Annotated in this window: 17 protein-coding genes and 3 pseudogenes; 12 read left to right on the top strand and 8 right to left on the bottom strand. The window is 42.1% G+C overall.

What is annotated here, in order from left to right:
* Window positions 1-357: 357 nt before the first annotated feature.
* Window positions 358-978, bottom strand: coding sequence for a heme-binding beta-barrel domain-containing protein (locus BTO10_RS04575; protein ID WP_105023715.1), 621 nt, complete (start codon window positions 976-978; stop codon window positions 358-360).
* Window positions 979-1374: 396 nt separating this feature from the next.
* On the opposite strand from BTO10_RS04575, the gene BTO10_RS04570 reads away from it, so the two are divergent.
* Window positions 1375-1794: a VOC family protein gene (locus tag BTO10_RS04570; RefSeq protein ID WP_105023714.1), complete on the top strand. Its 420-nt coding sequence runs from the start codon at window positions 1375-1377 to the stop codon at window positions 1792-1794.
* A gap of 94 nt (window positions 1795-1888) precedes the next feature.
* Here BTO10_RS04570 and BTO10_RS04565 read toward each other — a convergent pair whose 3' ends face one another.
* Complete coding sequence (locus BTO10_RS04565) at window positions 1889-2788, bottom strand: DMT family transporter (protein ID WP_105023713.1); 900 nt, start codon at window positions 2786-2788, stop codon at window positions 1889-1891.
* A 308-nt stretch (window positions 2789-3096) separates the two neighbouring features.
* Here BTO10_RS04565 and BTO10_RS04560 point away from each other — a divergent pair, with 308 nt between their 5' ends.
* Window positions 3097-4497 carry an alpha-amylase family protein gene (locus BTO10_RS04560; protein WP_105023712.1) on the top strand — a complete coding sequence of 467 codons (1401 nt, stop codon included), beginning with the start codon at window positions 3097-3099 and terminating at the stop codon, window positions 4495-4497.
* Between the two features lie 94 nt (window positions 4498-4591).
* Here the strand turns inward: BTO10_RS04560 and BTO10_RS04555 are convergent, their stop codons facing one another.
* The gene (locus BTO10_RS04555) at window positions 4592-5566 is read right to left on the bottom strand and encodes a LysR family transcriptional regulator (protein WP_105023711.1); all 975 of its coding nucleotides are present in this window, start codon (window positions 5564-5566) and stop codon (window positions 4592-4594) included.
* Between the two features lie 100 nt (window positions 5567-5666).
* Between BTO10_RS04555 and BTO10_RS04550 the strand changes: the two genes are divergently transcribed.
* Window positions 5667-7019 (top strand): MATE family efflux transporter, encoded by a 1353-nt coding sequence (locus BTO10_RS04550; RefSeq protein ID WP_105023710.1) that lies wholly within the window; start codon window positions 5667-5669, stop codon window positions 7017-7019.
* A gap of 406 nt (window positions 7020-7425) precedes the next feature.
* Here the strand turns inward: BTO10_RS04550 and BTO10_RS04540 are convergent, their stop codons facing one another.
* The gene (locus BTO10_RS04540) at window positions 7426-7863 is read right to left on the bottom strand and encodes a Spy/CpxP family protein refolding chaperone (RefSeq protein ID WP_105023709.1); all 438 of its coding nucleotides are present in this window, start codon (window positions 7861-7863) and stop codon (window positions 7426-7428) included.
* Between the two features lie 195 nt (window positions 7864-8058).
* Here BTO10_RS04540 and BTO10_RS04535 point away from each other — a divergent pair, with 195 nt between their 5' ends.
* The 4 genes from BTO10_RS04535 to BTO10_RS04520 all read left to right on the top strand — a co-directional run bounded on the left by BTO10_RS04535 (window position 8059) and on the right by BTO10_RS04520 (window position 11893).
* Window positions 8059-8304, top strand: a complete 246-nt coding sequence (locus BTO10_RS04535; protein ID WP_102424407.1) for a hypothetical protein — start codon at window positions 8059-8061, stop codon at window positions 8302-8304.
* 317 nt (window positions 8305-8621) lie between these two features.
* Window positions 8622-9626, top strand: a complete 1005-nt coding sequence (locus tag BTO10_RS04530; protein WP_105023708.1) for a response regulator — start codon at window positions 8622-8624, stop codon at window positions 9624-9626.
* A 1-nt stretch (window position 9627) separates the two neighbouring features.
* The gene (locus BTO10_RS04525) at window positions 9628-10068 is read left to right on the top strand and encodes a PAS domain-containing protein (RefSeq protein WP_008216396.1); all 441 of its coding nucleotides are present in this window, start codon (window positions 9628-9630) and stop codon (window positions 10066-10068) included.
* Window positions 10069-10849: 781 nt separating this feature from the next.
* Entirely contained in the window at window positions 10850-11893 is a 1044-nt protein-coding gene (locus tag BTO10_RS04520) for a GMP reductase (RefSeq protein ID WP_004738824.1), read from the top strand.
* Window positions 11894-12005: 112 nt separating this feature from the next.
* On the opposite strand, the pseudogene BTO10_RS04515 reads toward BTO10_RS04520, so the two are convergent.
* Window positions 12006-12377: pseudogene (locus BTO10_RS04515) on the bottom strand (tyrosine-type recombinase/integrase); the annotation flags it as partial.
* A gap of 374 nt (window positions 12378-12751) precedes the next feature.
* On the opposite strand from BTO10_RS04515, the gene BTO10_RS04510 reads away from it, so the two are divergent.
* Window positions 12752-13264: a hypothetical protein gene (locus BTO10_RS04510; RefSeq protein WP_258096989.1), complete on the top strand. Its 513-nt coding sequence runs from the start codon at window positions 12752-12754 to the stop codon at window positions 13262-13264.
* Between the two features lie 9 nt (window positions 13265-13273).
* On the opposite strand, the pseudogene BTO10_RS04505 reads toward BTO10_RS04510, so the two are convergent.
* Both BTO10_RS04505 and BTO10_RS04500 read right to left on the bottom strand, forming a co-directional pair.
* Window positions 13274-13525 (bottom strand): annotated as a pseudogene (locus BTO10_RS04505) (ogr/Delta-like zinc finger family protein).
* A 90-nt stretch (window positions 13526-13615) separates the two neighbouring features.
* Window positions 13616-14617: a hypothetical protein gene (locus BTO10_RS04500; protein WP_105023706.1), complete on the bottom strand. Its 1002-nt coding sequence runs from the start codon at window positions 14615-14617 to the stop codon at window positions 13616-13618.
* Between the two features lie 385 nt (window positions 14618-15002).
* Between BTO10_RS04500 and BTO10_RS23860 the strand changes: the two are divergent.
* Together BTO10_RS23860 and BTO10_RS04490 are read left to right on the top strand one after the other, a co-directional pair.
* Window positions 15003-15290: pseudogene (locus BTO10_RS23860) on the top strand (hypothetical protein); the annotation flags it as partial.
* Window positions 15290-15487: a hypothetical protein gene (locus tag BTO10_RS04490; protein WP_004738837.1), complete on the top strand. Its 198-nt coding sequence runs from the start codon at window positions 15290-15292 to the stop codon at window positions 15485-15487. The pseudogene BTO10_RS23860 and the gene BTO10_RS04490, both read left to right, overlap by 1 nt.
* Window positions 15488-15639: 152 nt before the next feature.
* On the opposite strand, the gene BTO10_RS04485 is transcribed toward BTO10_RS04490, so the two are convergent.
* Complete coding sequence (locus BTO10_RS04485; RefSeq protein WP_105023704.1) at window positions 15640-17079, bottom strand: BspA family leucine-rich repeat surface protein; 1440 nt, start codon at window positions 17077-17079, stop codon at window positions 15640-15642.
* Between the two features lie 750 nt (window positions 17080-17829).
* Between BTO10_RS04485 and BTO10_RS04480 the strand changes: the two genes are divergently transcribed.
* Window positions 17830-18267 (top strand): BspA family leucine-rich repeat surface protein, encoded by a 438-nt coding sequence (locus BTO10_RS04480; RefSeq protein ID WP_105023703.1) that lies wholly within the window; start codon window positions 17830-17832, stop codon window positions 18265-18267.
* Window positions 18268-18293: 26 nt separating this feature from the next.
* The gene (locus BTO10_RS04475; protein WP_105023702.1) at window positions 18294-19784 is read left to right on the top strand and encodes a BspA family leucine-rich repeat surface protein; all 1491 of its coding nucleotides are present in this window, start codon (window positions 18294-18296) and stop codon (window positions 19782-19784) included.
* Window positions 19785-19897 lie beyond the last annotated feature (113 nt).

The raw sequence follows: 19897 nt of genomic DNA, 5'->3' as shown, positions 1-19897 counted from the left end.
AAGCTTTGATCTATATCTTAATCCTAGATTGTTAAACTAATCTAAATATCAATATTAATGTTGATATTCACTATAGTTAATTAACTATTTTGTTAAATATATTATCTAATGTAGCTTTGGCTAATCTAGAATAATGGTTCGCATTAAATGACATAATATTTATTTTACATTCCACTTATTTCAATCAGCCATTACTAACTTTCTCGTGGAATATCAATTATTGCATCTAGTGGTAAAGGGATAAAAAATAGGGTGATAATCTATTGAGGTAAAAAGGGAGATAGCTGTTTCGATAGTGATAACTATAGTCGCAATTAACGCCTTTCACTTCGTTGTGAAAGGCGTTTTTATTTGAGTCTACTTCACTTTAATTAGTGTACTTGAATCGGTGTGTGCGAAGGCTTTGTCGTAGATCTCCAAACCTGTGGTTTGAGAGTAGGTCAGTGTGTCGTCAGAAATGCTGATGTTCATTGTGAAGTCTGTGGTGGTAGCGTTGTCTGTCGTATATTCAGACTCGGCGATACCGCGTTTAGACGCGACTAAGGTCATCGTGTCGCCAGCAGGGCCTTCCGCGGTGACACATGTGGTACGCGGAACACAGTAAGAGTTGTAGACGATCTGATTTTTTTGATCGTAGATAAAGTAACCGCGTTGATCGTGGAATTTAGAATCGTCAGCTTTTCGGAATACTTCCTGTTTATAGTAAAGCGCAACGAGATATTGGTCGCTGGCGTTGGTGGCATCTGCGGCTACTTCAAATGTCATCACCTCATAAAATGGTGTGACAGCAGGGCCTCCCGCCCCCACTTCAGTACCTTCTTGGCCCGGTGATACATCAATACCACCAGTTTCTACGGATTTCCAGGTGCCAACTAATTTTGCTAGTGGCCCGAAGTCCATCCCATCAATTGTGTTGTGATCTGCAAATGCTGGAGACGAGATTGTCGCTGCGATACCCAATGCTAATACTTTTTTCACACTAACTTCCTTATATAGTTATTTGACTTAATTAACAATAAACGTGCTGTGAAACCAGTTTATTAACCCAGATCAGTGTTGCTGGTTAATATGAAAGCGAAGTGTAAGCTGATGCATCAGTCAATAAGGGGATGTTAATGCGTTTAAATATTGAACAGAAACCTTGCTTTCTCATCCGAATTTAAGGGGGAAGTCGTAGGTTTATTGGCGTCTTAAGGTTGAGGTCAGTTATCAGGTTTGAAGTCATCTAAACTTAAAGTTTGTATTTCAGAAAATACGACAATCTGGGCTCTAAAAACGTTCTCGAAATAAATGCAAATTAACGCTTTACCTCAACTTAACTTGAGGTATTAGGATATGCAACGTTGCTTACGAGAATACTTTAAGGAGAGAAGAATGATCCAACTTGAACATGTAAATTTAGTCGTTAAAGACATCCCGGAAATGCTGACTTTCTACAAAGCGGCGTTCCCTCATTGGTATGTTCGTGACGAAGGAAAGGGCGAATGGTCAGGTAAGCCGCGAAACTGGTTACACTTCGGAGATGAGTATCAGTATATCGCAATGAGTGATCATGGTGAGGGTGATAATCGAGATTTAGATGGCCACTCTGTTGGTCTAGCACATTTCGCCTATGTGACTCATGATATTGAAAGCGTCACTCAACGTCTTATCGATGCGGGCTTTCCGATTGCTAAACCTGGCGCTGAAGAACCTTATCGCAAGAACGTTTATTTTGTGGACCCAGCTGGCTTTGAGGTCGAGTTCGTTGAATATCTGAGTGATGATCCCAAGCTTCGAAATGCGACAAGTTAGCAGAATCGTTAGGTAGGAAAACTGAAAAAGGCATTGTGGAACACTCCGCAATGCCTTTTAGATTGATTAGTTAAATGCTCTTTCGCTCGGTGTTCTACTTAGCTTTGAACGGCACCAATAGCTGTTTCCCAAACACATTAATAAGCGCGCCAGTGACAATCAGACCACCACCAAGATATGTCCATACTGAAGGAATCTCATTGAAGATCCAAACACCTAGTAGCGCTGAGAAGACGATTTGAACATAAGAGTAAGCCGAAGCTTTACCTGCTGCTTGAGTTTGCATTGCCTTTGTTAAACCGTATTGGCCAATTTGAGTGAAAACCCCAACCAAAACCAACATCACTGTTAAGAATAGGCTCGGCATTACAAAGTCGTTCCAAATAAGCGCTGTCGATATCGGCAGAGCCACTAATGGGAAGTAGAAGATGATGACAGAGCTGTCTTCTGTTTGGCTTAGCTTTCGTACAATCACGTAAGCAATTGAGCTACCAAATGCACCAAGCAATGCCACCAAAATACTGAACAACGGTAACTCGCTGCTTGTATTGCTGCTCATACTTGGTTGTACCATCACCAGTAACCCCGCTAGGCAGAATGCAATGCAGATCATAGTCGATTTTTGGACACGTTCTTTGAGGAATAACACGCCAAGCAGGGCAGTAAACACGGGGTGTACGTACTGTAGAATGGTTGCTTCTGCTAACGGTAAAGTTGTTACCGCGTAGTACACACACATTAGCGCTGCAGTGCCGACTGCACCGCGAACAAACAATAGTGGTTTGTTGTTACCCCAGATAGAAATGCCTTTTCGTTTTACGTCGATATAGCTAATGATCAAAGATACTAAGGCCCTTGCCGCAACGATCTCAAATACAGGTATGCCATAGTTGCTGATGTATTTCACACAGGCTGACATCAGTGCGAATCCAAAAGCGGAGAGGAGCATGAATCGAACCCCTACGGGGATCATTGTAAAAGAGAAAGAAGGCATAAAAATATCAATCGGTTGAGGGAAAAGGAATCATAGCTTAGTTTATAAGACCCGACCAAAGCCTTTGTCTTTTTCTCGTCAACTTGATTAAATTAATTCTCATTTCCGCTCTTCTACTTGATTACGGATACATCAATGTACCGCCAAACGCACATCACATTTTGCCTCACATAATATCGGTCATAGCTCAATTTTATAAAATCAACATCAACAGAAGGTGACGCTAATCCAACTCTGATTTATCGGGCGTTTTAATTGTCCTTATCACTCATATCATTCCTGTGAATTTATAATGAGAGATATGTTCTATGAAACCAATAAATACCTTACTCATATCCACACTCGCGCTTTGCTCTTTTAGTTCAGCGACTTATGCCGATACCATTTTGCATGCATTTAATTGGAAATATTCAGATGTGACAGCTAATGCTAATCAAATAGCTGAAGCTGGTTATAAGAAAGTACTGGTCGCTCCGGCAATGAAATCCAGTGGCACCCAATGGTGGGCGCGTTATCAACCACAAGATCTGCGCACGATTGATTCTCCATTGGGGAATAAACAAGATCTAGCAGCAATGATTGCCGCGCTGAAAAGTGTCGGTGTTGATGTTTACGCGGATGTTGTACTTAACCACATGGCGAATGAAAGCTGGAAGCGAAACGACTTAAACTACCCTGGTACAGAAGTGTTAAACGAGTATGCCAGCCGCTCAAACTATTATGCTGACCAGACTCTTTTCAGCAACTTAGCGCAAGGTTTTGTCTCGGCTACTGATTTTCATGCGGCTGGTTGTATTTGGGATTGGGATGATCCTGGACATGTTCAATATTGGCGTTTATGTGGTGCTGATGGCGATACCGGGCTACCCGATCTCGACCCAAACAACTGGGTAGTGTCACAGCAGCGTTTGTATTTGAAGGCGCTAAAAGAGATGGGTATCAAGGGTTTCCGTATTGATGCGGTGAAACACATGAGCCAGTACCAAATCGACCAAGTATTTACGCCTGAAATCACATCGAACATGCACGTGTTTGGTGAGGTGATTACCAGTGGTGGGGCTGGGAACAGTGGGTACGAGTCTTTCTTAGCACCTTACTTGAACAACACCAATCATTCTGCGTACGATTTCCCGCTGTTTGCTTCGATTCGATCGGCGTTCTCTATGGGCGGTGGTTTGAACCAATTGCACGATCCACAAGCTTACGGACAAGCCTTGCCTGATAGCCGTGCCATTACCTTTACTATCACACACGATATTCCAACCAACGACGGCTTCCGTTACCAAATTATGGATCCACAAGATGAGCAGCTTGCTTACGCGTATATCCTTGGTAAAGATGGCGGCACTCCACTGATCTACAGTGATGATCTTCCTGATTCTGAAGACAAGGATAACGGTCGCTGGAGCAATGTGTGGAACAGTTCGACAATGAAAGCCATGTTGAGCTTCCATAACGCGATGCAAGGCAAGACAATGGCCATGATTGCAAGTGACCAGTGCACTTTGCTGTTCAAGCGTAGCAAAGAAGGGGTAGTTGGGATAAACAAATGTGGAGAAACGCGTGGCGTGACCGTTGACACTTACCAACACGAGTTCAATTGGCATGTTCAATACAAAGACGTATTAAGCAGCGCGACAGAAACCATTTCTTCTCGCTATCATACGTTTAACCTGCCACCACGCAGCGCGCGTATGTTTAAGTTGTAAATTCTATCGAGCTAAACCACTTAGCTCATTAAGTAAGAACGAAGTATAAGCCTCAGCACATGCTGTGGCTTATTCATTTGACGTAAGCTTGTGTTCAGTGTTGGTCTTCAATCACTCCTGACCAATGATTTTTCTGGGAGAGTGCTTTCAACAATTCGATCTCTTTCGCAGTCTCTATTTTAAGCCACTCAATCAAGTCGTTGATCACTGCAGAGTGAGTACGCTGATGGATGAAGTAGGTCCAAGCACTGTGTTGAATCTTGGCATTTTGCGGGCAATGCAAGAAACCTCGTTTTAAATCCTGCAAAACCAAAAGCAGATCCGTTACCGTCACGCCTTCACCAGATAAGCAGGCACTGAGCGCCATATCCAAAGATAGGAAGCTGGTATTTCTAACAGGCTTTGTCGGTGGTGATTCGACATCGGCCAGCCATACCTTCCAGTCATGGTGATCTAAAGTCGGGTGAAGCCTTGGCATGGTTAAGATCGAATCGAGGTCGGTATCTTTCTTAGTTAAACCTAAAGCATTGGTTAAGCTTGTGGAACACACGGGTGCCATAAACTCTTCACGCAAGAAAGTGATGTCAGGAGCGTTGTCATAACGGCTTTTGAATCGAGTATGAAAGATCAACAGGTCATACTCACTGCTGTTAATGGCTTCATCTTCTTCAATCACAGGAACAATCACGATCTCGTAATCTGGGTAACGCTCGTTTAATTCACGAACCTTAGAGATCAACACGCGCGTAGCGAAGCTCAAGGTTGCCTTGATCACGATACGTTTCTGTTTTGGTTCTCTCCAAGATGCGATAACCGATTCGATACTGCGGTAGCTTTCTCGCAAAGCGGTATACAAATCATGGCCTTGCTCTGTTAATTCAATCGCTCGATGTTTACGAATGATCAAAGATGCGTTCAGCTCATCTTCAAGCTGTTTTATCTGACGGCTAATTGCACTCTGTGTCACGTTGAGTTCATCGGCGGCGAGTGTAAAGCTCATCAGTCTTGCTGCCGCTTCGAAGGCTTTTAAGCCATTATGTGAGGATGGCAGGCTAGGATATGGGGTCATAATTCACTCGCATGAGTTTTTGGAATGTTAGAGTCGCAAATTTATCAATTGAACGCTAGCCCCATCGATCGTATTTTGGTCGAAATTAACCGAGGCGCTCATGAAAAAAATATTCACTCTTGCATTCCCTTTGATCATTTCACAGTTGATATCCATGGCTTTAGTCCTTACTGACGTTTGGATGATGTCGCGGATCAGCGTGTCAGCCCTTGCGGCTGGTGGCTTAGGCGCGTCTATCTACTTTTTTATCTTCATTATTGCGAGCAGCACGGTAGGCTGTGTCGCGAATTTGATTGCTATTGCTTATGGTCAACGAGTTGCTCGCCCTGAATTTGGGAATAGCCAAATTCGGTTGGCAGTGAAAGGCGCAACTATGTTGGCGTTTGTACTTAGTGCGCTCTTAATGGCAAGTTTTTGGTTAGCCCCCTTGGTATTAGAAGCAGCCAAGCAACCACAGGAAGTGATCACTTTGGCGATGGAATACGTGCACGCTCTTAAATGGGTGATGTTGCCTTCGCTTATCTTATTGGTGTTGCGTGGCTTAACCAGTGCGTTTGGCAATGTGCGTTCTATTTTAGTGATGTCGATAATCACGGTTATCCTGAATGTTCCGGTGAGCTATTTCTTAACCTTTACATTGGATATGGGATTAACAGGACTTGGGTTGGGTACCGCTATTGCGGCATTTATGGTGATGATTGGATACACGGTTTGGGTATTCAAGCGTGACGAATTCAAACAGTTTGCTCCTTGGCTACACACAGAAGAGTACTCCCTTAAGCTGATGAACCCTTTGCTATTGATGGGCTTACCTATCGCGATTGCAGCGTTGCTTGAGCATGGCTTGATATACGGTGGAACCTTAATGGCAGGGACCATTAGTATCGCTTCTTTAGCGCTGCACCAAATCTTACTGCAATGCCTGAGCTTTACATGGAACTTTAACTTTGGTTTCTCCCAAGCAGCTGCGATTTTGGTTGGTCGTGATTACGGAGCGGGCAACTATGAAGGAATCAAACGAACCTCGATTCAAAGCTTCATATTAGTGTCGGTGTTGAGTGTGGCGCTATCGGCTGTGTTCATCTTATGGCCGGAAATGATAGCTTCTATCTTCAAGCTGGATGATGGCACAGGAGCAATGACAACGCTATTGGCCTCTGTTATCTGGGTTGTTGCTCTGTGCTTTATTGTTGACGCTTGGCAGTTGTTAGCAATCAACCTGCTTAGAGGTATGAAGATTGTCTCTATGCCAACGGTGATGACGGCAATTGGTTACTGGGTATTTGGTCTACCTGCTGCTTGGTACTTAATGCCCAAGTTGGAATTGGCCGGAATCTGGGGCGGAATTGGTGTTGGTTTGGGAGTGACAGGTATTCTGCTGCTTATCCATTTGATGGTTGTGCTTAACAAAAATAGCAAGGATCTAAATATCGGTTGCTCAGCTTCCTCTTAACTTTTTTAGTGAAATTATTATCGACAACAAATAGCCACAGACAGTACTGTGGCTTTGTTTGTCAAGGGCGTGTTGATCTTTCGTGGTTAAATTTCGTTCGACATAAAAGCGTTTTAATCGCGGCGAGGGAGAAGTAGCCTAGTCATTCTAAGTAAATCTCCCTCAACAAAGAGTAAAACGCTTTTAGCCGAACCCTTTGGGCAGCGTTTACTGGTCATTTCTACTGCGTTATCGGCTTCTCATGTAGGCTAGCTACACATTAAAGCCTCTGCCTTGTAGAAATACCCAGTAACTCGCTGCAAAAATCAGCTCGAAAGAGCAACACGCCCTGATTGATTCAAGGGGGAATGAATCAATATCAGGAATTAGGGGGCGCTATTGGTAGCTAGGTTTCACCGTAGTGCAATTACTGTCCACCAGAGAGGGCTGACCTCATCATGGTTTTAAACTGCTCTTTTTGTTCATCAGTTAACACGTTATAGATGTTGTTCTTAAGACGCATCTCTTGCATCACCATCGACTTTTCAGTGGCTTGAACTGTGTCGATAACTTTTTCCATCTCAGCTTCATCGAATTCAAGTTGAGTCACTAGGGCGATCTGTTTTTTCTTCAACTCAATCGCGCTGTCCATATCAATTTCTGTTCTGCTTGTTTGATAGTCTTGAACAAGGGAGAACACTTCTGCTTGTTGCTCTTCAGTTAGATTCAAAGAAGCAATAACCATTTGTAGCGGGCTGAGTGCTGGCTGTGTTGGTTGTTGTGGTGACGATGCACTCACAAACGGAGCAGTAACAAGCAAAGCTGAAGCAGTTAATACACAAAGTGACTTTTTCAGTGATTTCATTGAATTTCTCCTGTTGGTGGAAACAAGAGTATAGATGAGCAAGCTGAACTCGATATGAACACGCTGTTCAGTTAAGTTCGTTTGCTAAGCCTAAATGATTGGCTAAAGCGCGTTAGACCTTGGTCTTACAGAAACATCGAACAAAGCTGACTAAAATGAACCGAGTCGCTCACCGTTATATCAAGGAATATACAAATGGAAGTTGGATTGTTCTGGGCAGAGAAGGGAATGTTAGTACTTGGTGCACTGTTTGTATTAACGAGTGTGATGCAGTATGGAAAACGCAGTAGTGATTGGAAAGGTGTGATCACTATGTTTTATAAACGTATTCCAATGAGTGTTGCAGAGTACAAGTGGTATCGTTTAGGGATCGCACTATTAGTGTTTGCGGTGATCATTCGATTCGCACTGCTTATCTTGTGGCCGAGTTACCAGTTATAACTTTTCCTTACTCAGGCAAGTTATCGAAACACCACTGCTTTAATGGACGGTGGTGTTAACAGGCAATATTGAGCTTTAGTAAAAGTAATTATTGGGTCTCTTATTTCACCATTTGCGCTGAGATGCTCATTAACCTTCGTTGCTATATCCTTTGTAGCATATTGTTTTGCATGAGAAATCACTAAAATTAATCGCTCAACTGTCTGTCTTATCATTCTTATTAATAATCGACATATAAATCTATTCACCCCGTACCTGATACCATAATGATCTGTTACACTCGTCCGTATTAGCTTTGATTTATCAGTGGTGCATTTATGTCGTTCCCAGTTCTTATATGTGATGATTCTGCGTTAGCACGGAAGCAGATGGCTCGATCACTGCCTAGTTCTCTAAATGCAGATATAACTTTTGCTGTTCATGGGCTTAACGCACTTGAAGAGCTAGCTAAAAACCAGTTTAAACTGATGTTCCTCGACCTGACCATGCCTGAGCTCGATGGCTATGGCACATTGGAAGAGATGAAGCGATTAGGCGATACCACGCCAGTTGTCGTGGTTTCTGGTGACATTCAACCTAAAGCGCAACAAAAGGTATTGGACCTTGGCGCGAAAGCGTTTTTGAAAAAGCCGATTGATAAAGAAGCGTTAAAAGCGATTTTACGTGAGCATGTTGAGCCACCAAAACAGCCTCAACTTATTACGCCAGCACCGCTAGAGTTACCGATTCTGCGCCGACGTGACATCTATATGGAAGTGGCGAACGTTGCGATCGGTCGAGCAGCAGATGCATTGGCACGCCACTTCAATGTATTCGTTCACTTACCGCTACCAAACGTGAATATCTTCGAAGTGAGTGAATTGCACATGGCGCTTCGTGACTTAGCTGACAACGACCAAGTATCGGGTGTTTGCCAAGGCTTCAGTGGAGAAGGTATTGCCGGTGAAGCGCTAGTCTTGTTAAGTGACTCGAGCGTGAGCGACCTAAAAAAGCTCATGAAGGTTCCTACCGAAAGTGAAGAGCTAGAAGAGTTAGAGCTCTTGATGGATGTATCTAACATCCTTGTAGGCTCTTTCTTGAATGGGTTAGGGGAGCAATCTGAGGTTCGATTCTTCCAAAGCTCTCCGGTTCTGCTAGGTCAACATATCTCAATTGACTCTGTTATCGAAAACACGAGTGGCTCGTTCAATAAGACCATGACCTTTGAAGTCAGCTACAACATCGATGACACCTCTATCCGCTGTGACCTTCTATTTATGTTTGTTGATGAGTCCCTGCCTCTTCTAGACAACAAATTGGCCTACCTAATGGAGGAGTTTTAATATGCTGAATCTTCCTGCTGAATTTGAACAGTTTCACTGGATGGTGGACATGGTTCAAAACGTCGATATGGGGCTGGTGGTCATCAATCGAGACTTTGAGGTGCAAGTTTGGAACGGTTTCATGACGCACCATAGCGGTAAGCAATCGCATGACGCGATTGGTAAGTCGATCTTTGAACTGTTTCCTGAAATCCCAGAAGAGTGGTTTAGGCTTAAAACAAAACCGGTTTATGACTTAGGCTGTCGTAGCTTTATTACTTGGCAACAAAGGCCGTATCTGTTTAAGTGCCGCAACGTGAGGCCAGTAACTCAGCAAGCCGACTTTATGTATCAGAACGTCACGCTTAACCCAATGCGTTCTCCAACTGGACAAGTGACATCATTGTTCTTGTCTATTCAGGATGCGACTGCAGAAGCTCTAATGTCTCAGAAAAAGGCTTAATTTACCTTCAGGTAAAGCTGAATCGTCTCAGAACCTCAAACTTAGAAGAGTAGTCTGAACATCAATAAAAATGGCCAAGGTTAATCCCCTTGGCCATTTTTGTATCTTATTTTGTAGTAATAATTTCAAGCTAAAGAAGGCGTTCCGCGTCCGTTAACTTTAGTCGACTCGTTATTCAGTTCTATCAACAGCGGTTTGTACCCGCTGGAATCTCATCAACAACCATATCTAACCTGCGTCGATTTCATTCCGCTCATCCAAGTTGCGAACGTATTAATGGGGGTTGTCTTTGCACTTTATAAATTTCAGAGGTGATGAAAGATGGCTGAGATTGGCTGGCGAAGTGAAAAAAGTCAGAAAAAAATGAAATTATTTAAGAAAAAATGCATTTTTTGATTAAAGAAAAGCGTGATTTTTATGTGATTAAAGGGCACTTTTTTCACAAATTTGCCTTATCGAAGATTTTTTAACCGAATCTAAAAGGAAAACGTTTGCGCAATAAACCGACAGCGTTTGCGTGAATGTGTTGTTAAGTTATTAATTACTAAGAATTTAGTTGAAAAGTAGGAGCGGGGAGCTTTTACCAGATATGGAATCTTTGAGAGGATAGCACAAAAAAAAATGAAATATCAGACTTGCTGTTAGTAAATCACAGCCTATAATGCTGAAAACCGGAGCGTCTGCCAACGCTCCGGTTTTTTTGTGTCCGAAACTCAGTAAAGCGTCTGCCAACGCTTACCGAAAACGCACGACACGTAATATGATTACAGGACAAATTATCATGCGTATCGAACAAGAACTTAAGTTAGGCTTCAAAGATGTATTATTCCGCCCAAAGCGTTCTACTCTTAAAAGTCGTTCTCAAGTTGAATTAACCCGCGAGTTTACATTCAAGCATAGCGGTCGTCAATGGTCTGGTGTACCAGTAATCGCAGCGAACATGGATTCGGTAGCAAGTTTCGAAATGGCAGCGGCTCTAGCAGAGCACGGTGTAATGACTGCAGTACACAAGCACTACACAGTAGAGCAGTGGGCTGAGTTCGCAAAAACAGCAGACAAGAAAACGCTGAACAACGTATTTGTATCAACAGGTACTTCTGAAGCTGAGTTTGAGAAAACTAAGCAAATCATGGCGCTTAGCGAAGATTTCGTATTTATCTGTATCGATATCGCTAACGGCTACTCAGAGCACCTAGTTGAGTACGTACAAAAAGTACGTGCAGAGTTCCCAGACAAAGTTATCTCTGCTGGTAACGTTGTAACAGGTGACATGGTTGAAGAGCTAATCCTAGCTGGTGCAGACATTGTTAAAGTTGGTATCGGCCCAGGTTCAGTTTGTACTACACGTGTTAAAACTGGTGTTGGTTACCCTCAACTTTCTGCAATCATCGAGTGTGGCGATGCTGCTCACGGCCTTGGTGGCATGATCATCGGTGACGGTGGCTGTTCATGTGCTGGTGACGTATCTAAAGCGTTCGGCGGCGGTGCTGACTTCGTAATGCTTGGCGGTATGCTAGCAGGTCACGAAGAGTCAGGCGGTGAAGTTGTTGAGAAAGACGGCAAGCAGTTCATGAAGTTCTACGGCATGTCTTCACAGTCAGCTATGGACAAGCACTCAGGTGGTGTTGCTAAGTACCGTGCTGCGGAAGGTAAAACTGTACTTCTTCCGTTCCGTGGTTCAGTTCACAACACAATTTCTGACATCCTTGGTGGTGTACGTTCAACTTGTACATACGTAGGCGCAGCAAAGCTTAAAGAGCTAACTAAGCGTACTACTTTCATCCGTGTACAAGAGCAAGAGAACAACGTATTCGGTAAAGAGTAACGTTTAAAACGCTTGTTTGAAATTTTAAGAATGGAGCCACTTTTTAGTGGCTCTTTTTTTGTCTGAAAAACGAAAAAGTGGCAGCAAAGACCGTATTTGGGATGGTATTAGGTTAAAGGTTAGTGAGTGGATTGTGCGTAATCGCTTCTGATAAGTGGTCAGGAGCGAGGTGTGCGTAGCGCATCGTCATGCTGATATCAGCATGAGCAAGAATATCGCGTAGAACCAAAATGTTTCCGCCATTCATCATGAAGTGGCTAGCAAATGAGTGTCTTAATACGTGCGATGCTTGACCAGAAGGGAGGCTTATGCCGAGTTTGTTCTTCAGGATATAGCAGAAAGGGGTATAGCATTGCTCGAAGAGTTTGCCTGAAGTGGGTTTATAGATCTCGTTGTAAAGTGTTTCAGAGATAGGTACAGAGCGATTCTTTTTTGTTTTAGTGTTGGTGAAGGTGACTTTATATTTGCTTAACTGAGAGCCTTTTCACACACCAAGTTCCTTCAATTTAGTGAACACAGTAAAACTAACTTTTTTAACAAGTATTGGAGCTGATCGAAGATGGTGTCGCACTGAGTACTAATGAATAATGCAGGGCTCAGGTAGGAGTATATTTGATGGGACTGGTGGTCGCAGACAATCAAGGCAAACCGATAACAACAAAGTAGAAGCCATTCAGATGGTCATCCAAATGGCTTATGAGAACCGAAATTAATTGGGATTTCTAGCTAAATATATTTCTATGGGATTAAAGTTGAAAATCTTATTATTTGCAATAATATCAATAACTTGATGTTGTTGACTGTTGTTTTTTTTAGATTTAGATTGTGCCGATAATCGTGTGCTGGCCTCACAATCTAGTGTTTAAAAAAGGAATTCAGTATGAAAAAAGCTTCTTAATTTTATCAATGGCGTCGTTGTTATCAGCACCAGCATTCACTAAAAATCTTTCATTTTCAAATCCAAAAACTCTATTGCCCAATGAGGATGTACAGTCTTTTGAACTTGCAGATCTAGACGGTAATGGAAAACAAGAAATTGTATATCTAACGTCTAACGGTGAACTTAAGTATGCAGCCTTAGGCCATTATATCACCGAATCAAGTCGTGATATTCTTCGTAGTTCGTATCAATGGGCTGTTAAAGATCGTCCAGGTATAACGATGAGTTTTAGTGAGAATACGTACATAATTTCAGGAGAAGTAAATGGACGTGGATCTAATTTATATTTTAAAGATGGTACGTTCCGCGGGAATTATGTGCAGCAAACAATACTGATTGATTACATTTCTGATACTGAAATAAGCGGTACATTTAAGGATGGGCGTTTGGGAATTTACGATGAGGTTCCTTTCACTGCGGTTCCAAAGTAGAAAACCCAACTAAGATATCAAAAGTTGTTGTTTTAGCTCTTGGCGCTGATCGGGTGCCAAGGCTTTAACCATTTCAAAAACCAACAGAGAAGTCGTTTTAGCTGAAGGGCTCAGAGTATGACTGAAGGAAAGGTTCATCACAAAGGTATGGCCACACTAAGGGTCACTACAACTACAATATAAATCGCTATAACTCGCTGAAATACGGTTGGATTTTTGTATGCGGGCTTTCTCGCCACACTCCTGGTAAATTACTCTCATATGAGACCATGAACCTATCGAAATGATAAGCCCATGGTACTAAGTTATGGTGATGATTTATTCAGCATTCTAAAAGCTAAATACTGATGTTCAGAAGCGACACACAGGTGGCGGTAATGTGGATTCGTTGCTCAAATCGAGGTATAGATTGTTGGTTCTATATGTTTTTCTCGGGTTTACGTAGTGCCATTGTAATGTGCTATCGATATCATTATGAGAGATGCTATCTAGTACAATTTCATCACCTTCGGGTTGAAGTATTACTCCAGCTGCAATGCCATTATATTTACCAAGCACCAAATTATGGACAACGTTTACGACACTGCCATCGTTGATGGTTGATTTATCTAGTTGTCCTACTAGAAGTCCGTTTTTTCCACTTTTTCCTAAATTATTTCTTTTAACTGAGCTATCTGTGATTTCGAGTAAACTAAGTGGTGTTTCGACTACGTTTCCAAATACCCCCCCAACGTAGTTAAAATCGCTATTTTTGACAGTTATATGAACGTCATTAACCTTTATATTGTTTGCGCCAGCGCCCTCTATTAACCATCCTGATACAGCCCCAATTTTGTCAGAGTCTGTTGAGGTGCTTAACGTACTATGTTGAACAACTATGTCTTTCAGCATAGCACTATCAGCTCTTCCGACAAGCAAACCTACAGCCCAAGAACCTACAGCGTTTGAAATTGATGAGTCGGTAATTTTAACGTTTTTAATAAGCCCGCCGTCTTGAAGCCCGGCCAAAGTTCCAACTGTTGTTACTTTTTTGTTTTGTGTATCAACTTGAAAGTTATTGATGTTTAGATTCTCGATTACCCCAGACCTAATTCTAGAAAATAAGCCAACATCACCTTTTGTTGCTGAAATTGTTAAGTTTGATATCGCGTAACCATTACCATTCAAGTTTCCCGCAAACGATTTGGGCTTGGTATGAACGAATCCAGAGCAATCAATGTTTTTAATTAACACGTAGTCAGAGTTGGTTTTGTCTTCAAGATTGAGTAACTGTTCGCAGCTGTCGATCTGAATAGGTGAAGCGGTAGCGCCTAGAGATATGAGGCTTGATAATAAAAAGGTATTTTTTAGCATAACTGAGTCCGTTGTTATGTGTTGGGTGTATTTGCGGTGTGAATATAAGACTATCTAATTGATATGTATATTTAAGTGATATAGCTTTACTTCCTTATGTGAGGTAAGTTGCATATTTGGATGGAGCGGGTAACAAGAAAGGTCAAATGATATGAAGTCGGCTCTTCAATCGCGAGGTAACCATGCTAACCCACGGAAAACGCACTCCCCCTGCCCACCTGAAGAGTTTTCTATCTCATTTTTTCGCAATTCTATTTCAGTGAAACTCTGCCGCCGCTATGGAAGGCTAGCAAGCCGCGAACCCTTTAGGAATAGGGAGGAGGGATGGTTGAGGTGTTGAGAATGCCAACAGGACGCCTATCATCAGTATAAACGCGTGTATTAATTAGTCGACCAGGAAGGCAACTTTGAGCGAAAGACAGACCAAGCCGATAAGCTTGAATGCCTCACTCAACAAATCAAAGTGCTCGAAGATAGAATCACTGAGATAGACGGTAACCACACTGAAACCGTCAGAGGCAATAGAGCAATCAAAGCTAATAACATCACCGAAGACGCCGACACCATCAAATTCAATGGTGGTAAAGGCGTGTGCACTGGCGCGAGTATCTGCCCATTTATGGGGAAACCCCATGTTGACGTATCAACCACAGTATTTGCAGGAAAAGACTGATGGCCATAAGCAAAGCATCATTGAAACAAAAATTAGAAACCGAATTGAAAGCCCAGGGCTTTGTTCTTGATGGCGAGTTCGCTATGGCAGGAAAGATGGCAGAGGCGATTGCTAATGCAGTGGTGGACGAAATTACTCAGAATGCCCAAGTACCAGTAACAGGCGGCAGCTCTGCGGGGAGTTATCAAGTGCAATAGTTTTTTGAATAAAACAAAATGTGGATGTTCAAGCTTCCTAACGTATATTTGCCCCAACTTTTGTTGAGGTCTTTCATTTTTTGTCGAGTACCAAAATAAAAACCAGCCACTGCAATATGCTGCAATGACTGGTATCTATGCATAGCGGTTAACTATTGAAAAAAGCGAGGGAAATATGCTCTATTTCTACTTAATTTGCTGTCTTCAGCGAAATGCCATGTACGGCGAATATCGATAACCTCGTTTACATCCCAACCAGATAAATCTTGCTCAAAGGCTTCAGCTCTTGAGAACATTCCATTAATGTGGGTGACGTTAGCCGTGTTCCAATCGCCGATTGGTTGGTTAAACATACGAGTATGTGAGAACATATACTTCATATTTCTAACCTTAGCTGTATCCCAATCACCGATAGGTTGGTTAAAGGATTTGCTGAGAGAGAACATTTTGCTCATATTGGTGACGTTAGCCGTATTCCAATCACCGATAGGTTGGTTAAAGGATTGGCTTCTTTCGAACATTCGACTCATATCGGTGACGTTAGCCGTATTCCAATCACCGATAGGTTGGTTAAAGGAGCGGTTGCTGTCGAACATTTGGCTCATATTGGTGACTTTTGCCGTGTCCCAGTTGCCAATAGGTTGATTAAAGGTTGTATTTTGGGAAAACATCGATCGCATATCAGTGACCTCTGCCGTATCCCATTCACCGATGGGTTGGTTAAAGGCATAAGCGCGATAAAACATCAAGCGCATATTGGTAACTTTAGATGTATCCCAGTTGCCGATAGGTTGGTTAAAGGCAGTGGTTTTTATGAAAAGTCCCTGCATATTAGTTACTTGGCTGGTGTCCCAATCACTGATGTCGGCATTGAAATCTTTATATGCGGGCTCAAAATCTCTTGAAAATAAGTATGCCATATCAGTGACATGAGAGGTGCAAAAACGCAAATCATCGTTTACCAAGGCATCTTGGTTTTCGGGTAGGCGTATCGACGTATCATCAACCACAAGATATTCCATGTTTTTATATCTAAACCTTTCACCGACGCCTTTATCCAAGCAGCTCACCGTTGATTGAAGCGAACTGCTGGTGTCGTAACTGAAAGCATCTGCGCCCAAAAACATGTCGGTCATATCGGTCACATTACTGGTGTTCCAAGCACTGATGTTTTGATTAAAGACACTGGCGTTTTGGAACATGTTAGCCATGTTGGTGACGTTGGACGTGTCCCAGTCACTGATGTTTTGATTAAAGGCACTGGCGTCTTGGAACATGTTAGCCATATTGGTGACATTAGACGTGTCCCAGTCACTAATGTCTGCATTAAACGTACTATTCCCTTGGAATAGGTTACTCATGTCGGTTACTTGAGAAGTACAAAAGTATAAATAGCCTTGTTGGAGAGCGTTAATTTTATCTTGCTGACCGACAATACGATCATCTGCAACCATATATAAACGTTGATTTTCAATAAATACCGAACCTACTTCTGCATTTGGGCAAGAAACAGGATCAGCATTTGCAGAGAAGCTATTGAATAACAAAGTAGCGCTCAACGCCGTGAGTGTTAAAGGGGTTGTTAAAGCCATAATTATATTTTACCAATCTTATATTTATGAAATAGGCTAAAAGCCGAGCGGAAGTGTAACTTGTTTTATATTCAAAATGAATGAGTATTTTTTTATTAATTTAATATTTGAATATCAATCGCTGTATATAGGAGGGTTTCTGCGAGCTTTGTCCACTTTTTTAACTCGAAGTAGTGGGCGTTTATTTTTCTATAAACTTTTGCCTGTTTGTTTTAAGTGTATGTTTTAAAGGGTTTTTATTTTTGGTGAGGCCAATGTTGTTAATGTTACGTGTTAATTAATAACTTGGTTGTTATTAATTAAATCTATTTTATGGTAGGAAGTCTCAATTTATATATTTAGGGTTGTTCCTTATCTTTGATAAACTCAATAGAGTTAATTTGATGGCTTGATTAATAACTTTAATATTACTAATTAGGCTATTTTTTGGGGTAAGACTCAATTTATATATTTAGGGTTGTTCTTTATCTTCGATAAACTCAATAAAGTTAATTTTATTGTTGTTAATTTGAGCTTTTTTCAGGAGAGAATATCAATTTATATACTTAGGGTTGTTCTCATCTTCGATAAAACGAATAGAGTTCATTTGATGGCTTGATTAATAACCTGATTATTACTAATTAGAGCTATTTTTTGGGAGGAAGACCCAATTTATATATTTAGGATTATTCTCTATCTGAAAAAGTGAAAATAACCAGCGAGCTTTCTGTATCATTTCGAACTTATTTTAATTAAATCATGGTTTTAACTATGAAACTACATTCGATTATTTCCGCCTGTGCGCTGCTGAGTTGTAGCCACACCTTTGCCAGTGAACCAGAAACGGTAACCTGCGAATCAAATAAACCAGGAACCGTCATGGTTCAAGAAGATGAGCTGTTTGTGGTCGTCAATGATGCACTCATTCGCAACTCAGACTATTGGCAAAACTTTCTTGATGGCAACATTCTGCTCTGCACCACTCACGTAACAGACATGAGTGACCTGTTTGCTAAAAACAAATACTTCAATCAGGACATCAGCCGTTGGGACACCTCTCGTGTGACCAATATGGACCGCATGTTCTCCGGCACCAAGCGCTTTGACCAAGACTTAACCCACTGGGACGTTAAGCGCGTCTCTCGTCATGCCGACTTCGCCAAAGGCAGTAGCCTGTCTGAAGATAGCCTTCCAACTTTTACACAATAACGTCTATTCAACCCTAGGAAAATACAATGAAAAGAACCATAACCTCACTTCTCGTGGGCGCCGCTGCGCTCGCTAGCCAAACCGCATTTGCTGTAGATATCTCAGTAAAATGCCCTGATCAGGCCGTTAACTCCTTGATGATTGAAAAGGGGCAAGTCTATGTGGTGGTGGATAACACCCTAATAAGAAACGAGACGTTGCTCGATAAGTTAGAGCAAGGCCACATAGGATTCTGCACCACACATGTGACGAATATGAGCAACGTACTTAGTAATCGCGAATCGTTTAATGCCGATATCAGTGATTGGGATACGTCGAATGTGACGACTATGGAAGCCATGTTTTCTGGAGCCAAAGCGTTTGACCAAGATATCGGTTATTGGGATACATCCAAGGTAAGAAAAATAGGATCTATGTTTCGTGAAGCCAGTGCCTTTAACCAAGATATAGGCCACTGGGATACGTCGAATGTGACGAATATGAGTCGTATGTTTCGGGAAGCTAGTGCCTTTAACCAAGATATAGGCCACTGGGATACATCGGGAGTGTGGCATATGAACGAGATGTTTTTTGAAGCGAATGCCTTTAACCAAGATATAGGCCACTGGGATACGTCGAATGTGACGGATATGAGTCGTATGTTTCGGGAAGCCAGTGCCTTCAACCAAGATATAGGCCACTGGGATACATCGGGAGTGTGGCAGATGGACGAGATGTTTTCTGGTGCGGATGCCTTTAACCAAAATATAGGCCACTGGGATACGTCGACTGTGACGGATATGAGTCGTATGTTTTGGGAAGCCAGTGCCTTCAACCAAGATATAGGCCACTGGGATACATCGAATGTGACGACGATGTATGCCATGTTTGCTGACACAGTTGCCTTTAACCAAGATATAGGCCACTGGGATACATCGAATGTGATGACGATGTATGCCATGTTTGTTGGTGCGGAAGCCTTTAACCAAGATATAGGTGATTGGGATACATCGAATGTGTCGAGTATGGATGGTATGTTTCATAGTGCGAAGGCCTTTAACCAAGATATAGGAAATTGGGATACATCTAATGTTAAGGATATGAGCAGCATGTTTAGGGGAGCTGAAGCCTTTAACCAAGATATAGGTGCTTGGGATACGTCGAATGTGAAGCATATGGATTCAATGTTTTCTGGTGCGGATGCCTTTAACCAAAATATAGGCCACTGGGATACATCGAATGTGATGACGATGTATGCCATGTTTGCTGACACAGTTGCCTTTAACCAAGATATAGGTGATTGGGATACGTCAAATGTGATGAATATGTGTTTTATGTTTTATAGAGCCCAAGCCTTTACCCAAGATATAGGTGATTGGGACACATCTAATGTGACACGTATGAGAGGCATGTTTGAGAAGAATAAAGTTTTTTCTCAAAGTTTAACGAGCTGGAATGTTAATAAGGTAATAGACCACATTGACTTTGCGAAAGACAGTGTTCTGACTGAAGAACAACTGCCAATTTTTGTAGACTAATCCCCGTTTCGTTTTAGCTAAACAAAGGCCAGTGTTGATGGATTCAACGCTGGCTTTTTTATAGAGTTTGCAATATCGGGCTTATACTTGAACGCTCAAATATAGGAATCAGC

Source organism: Vibrio chagasii (assembly GCF_002954585.1).
Lineage (GTDB): Bacteria > Pseudomonadota > Gammaproteobacteria > Enterobacterales > Vibrionaceae > Vibrio > Vibrio chagasii_A.
This window is presented reverse-complemented; position numbering and strand designations above follow the sequence as displayed.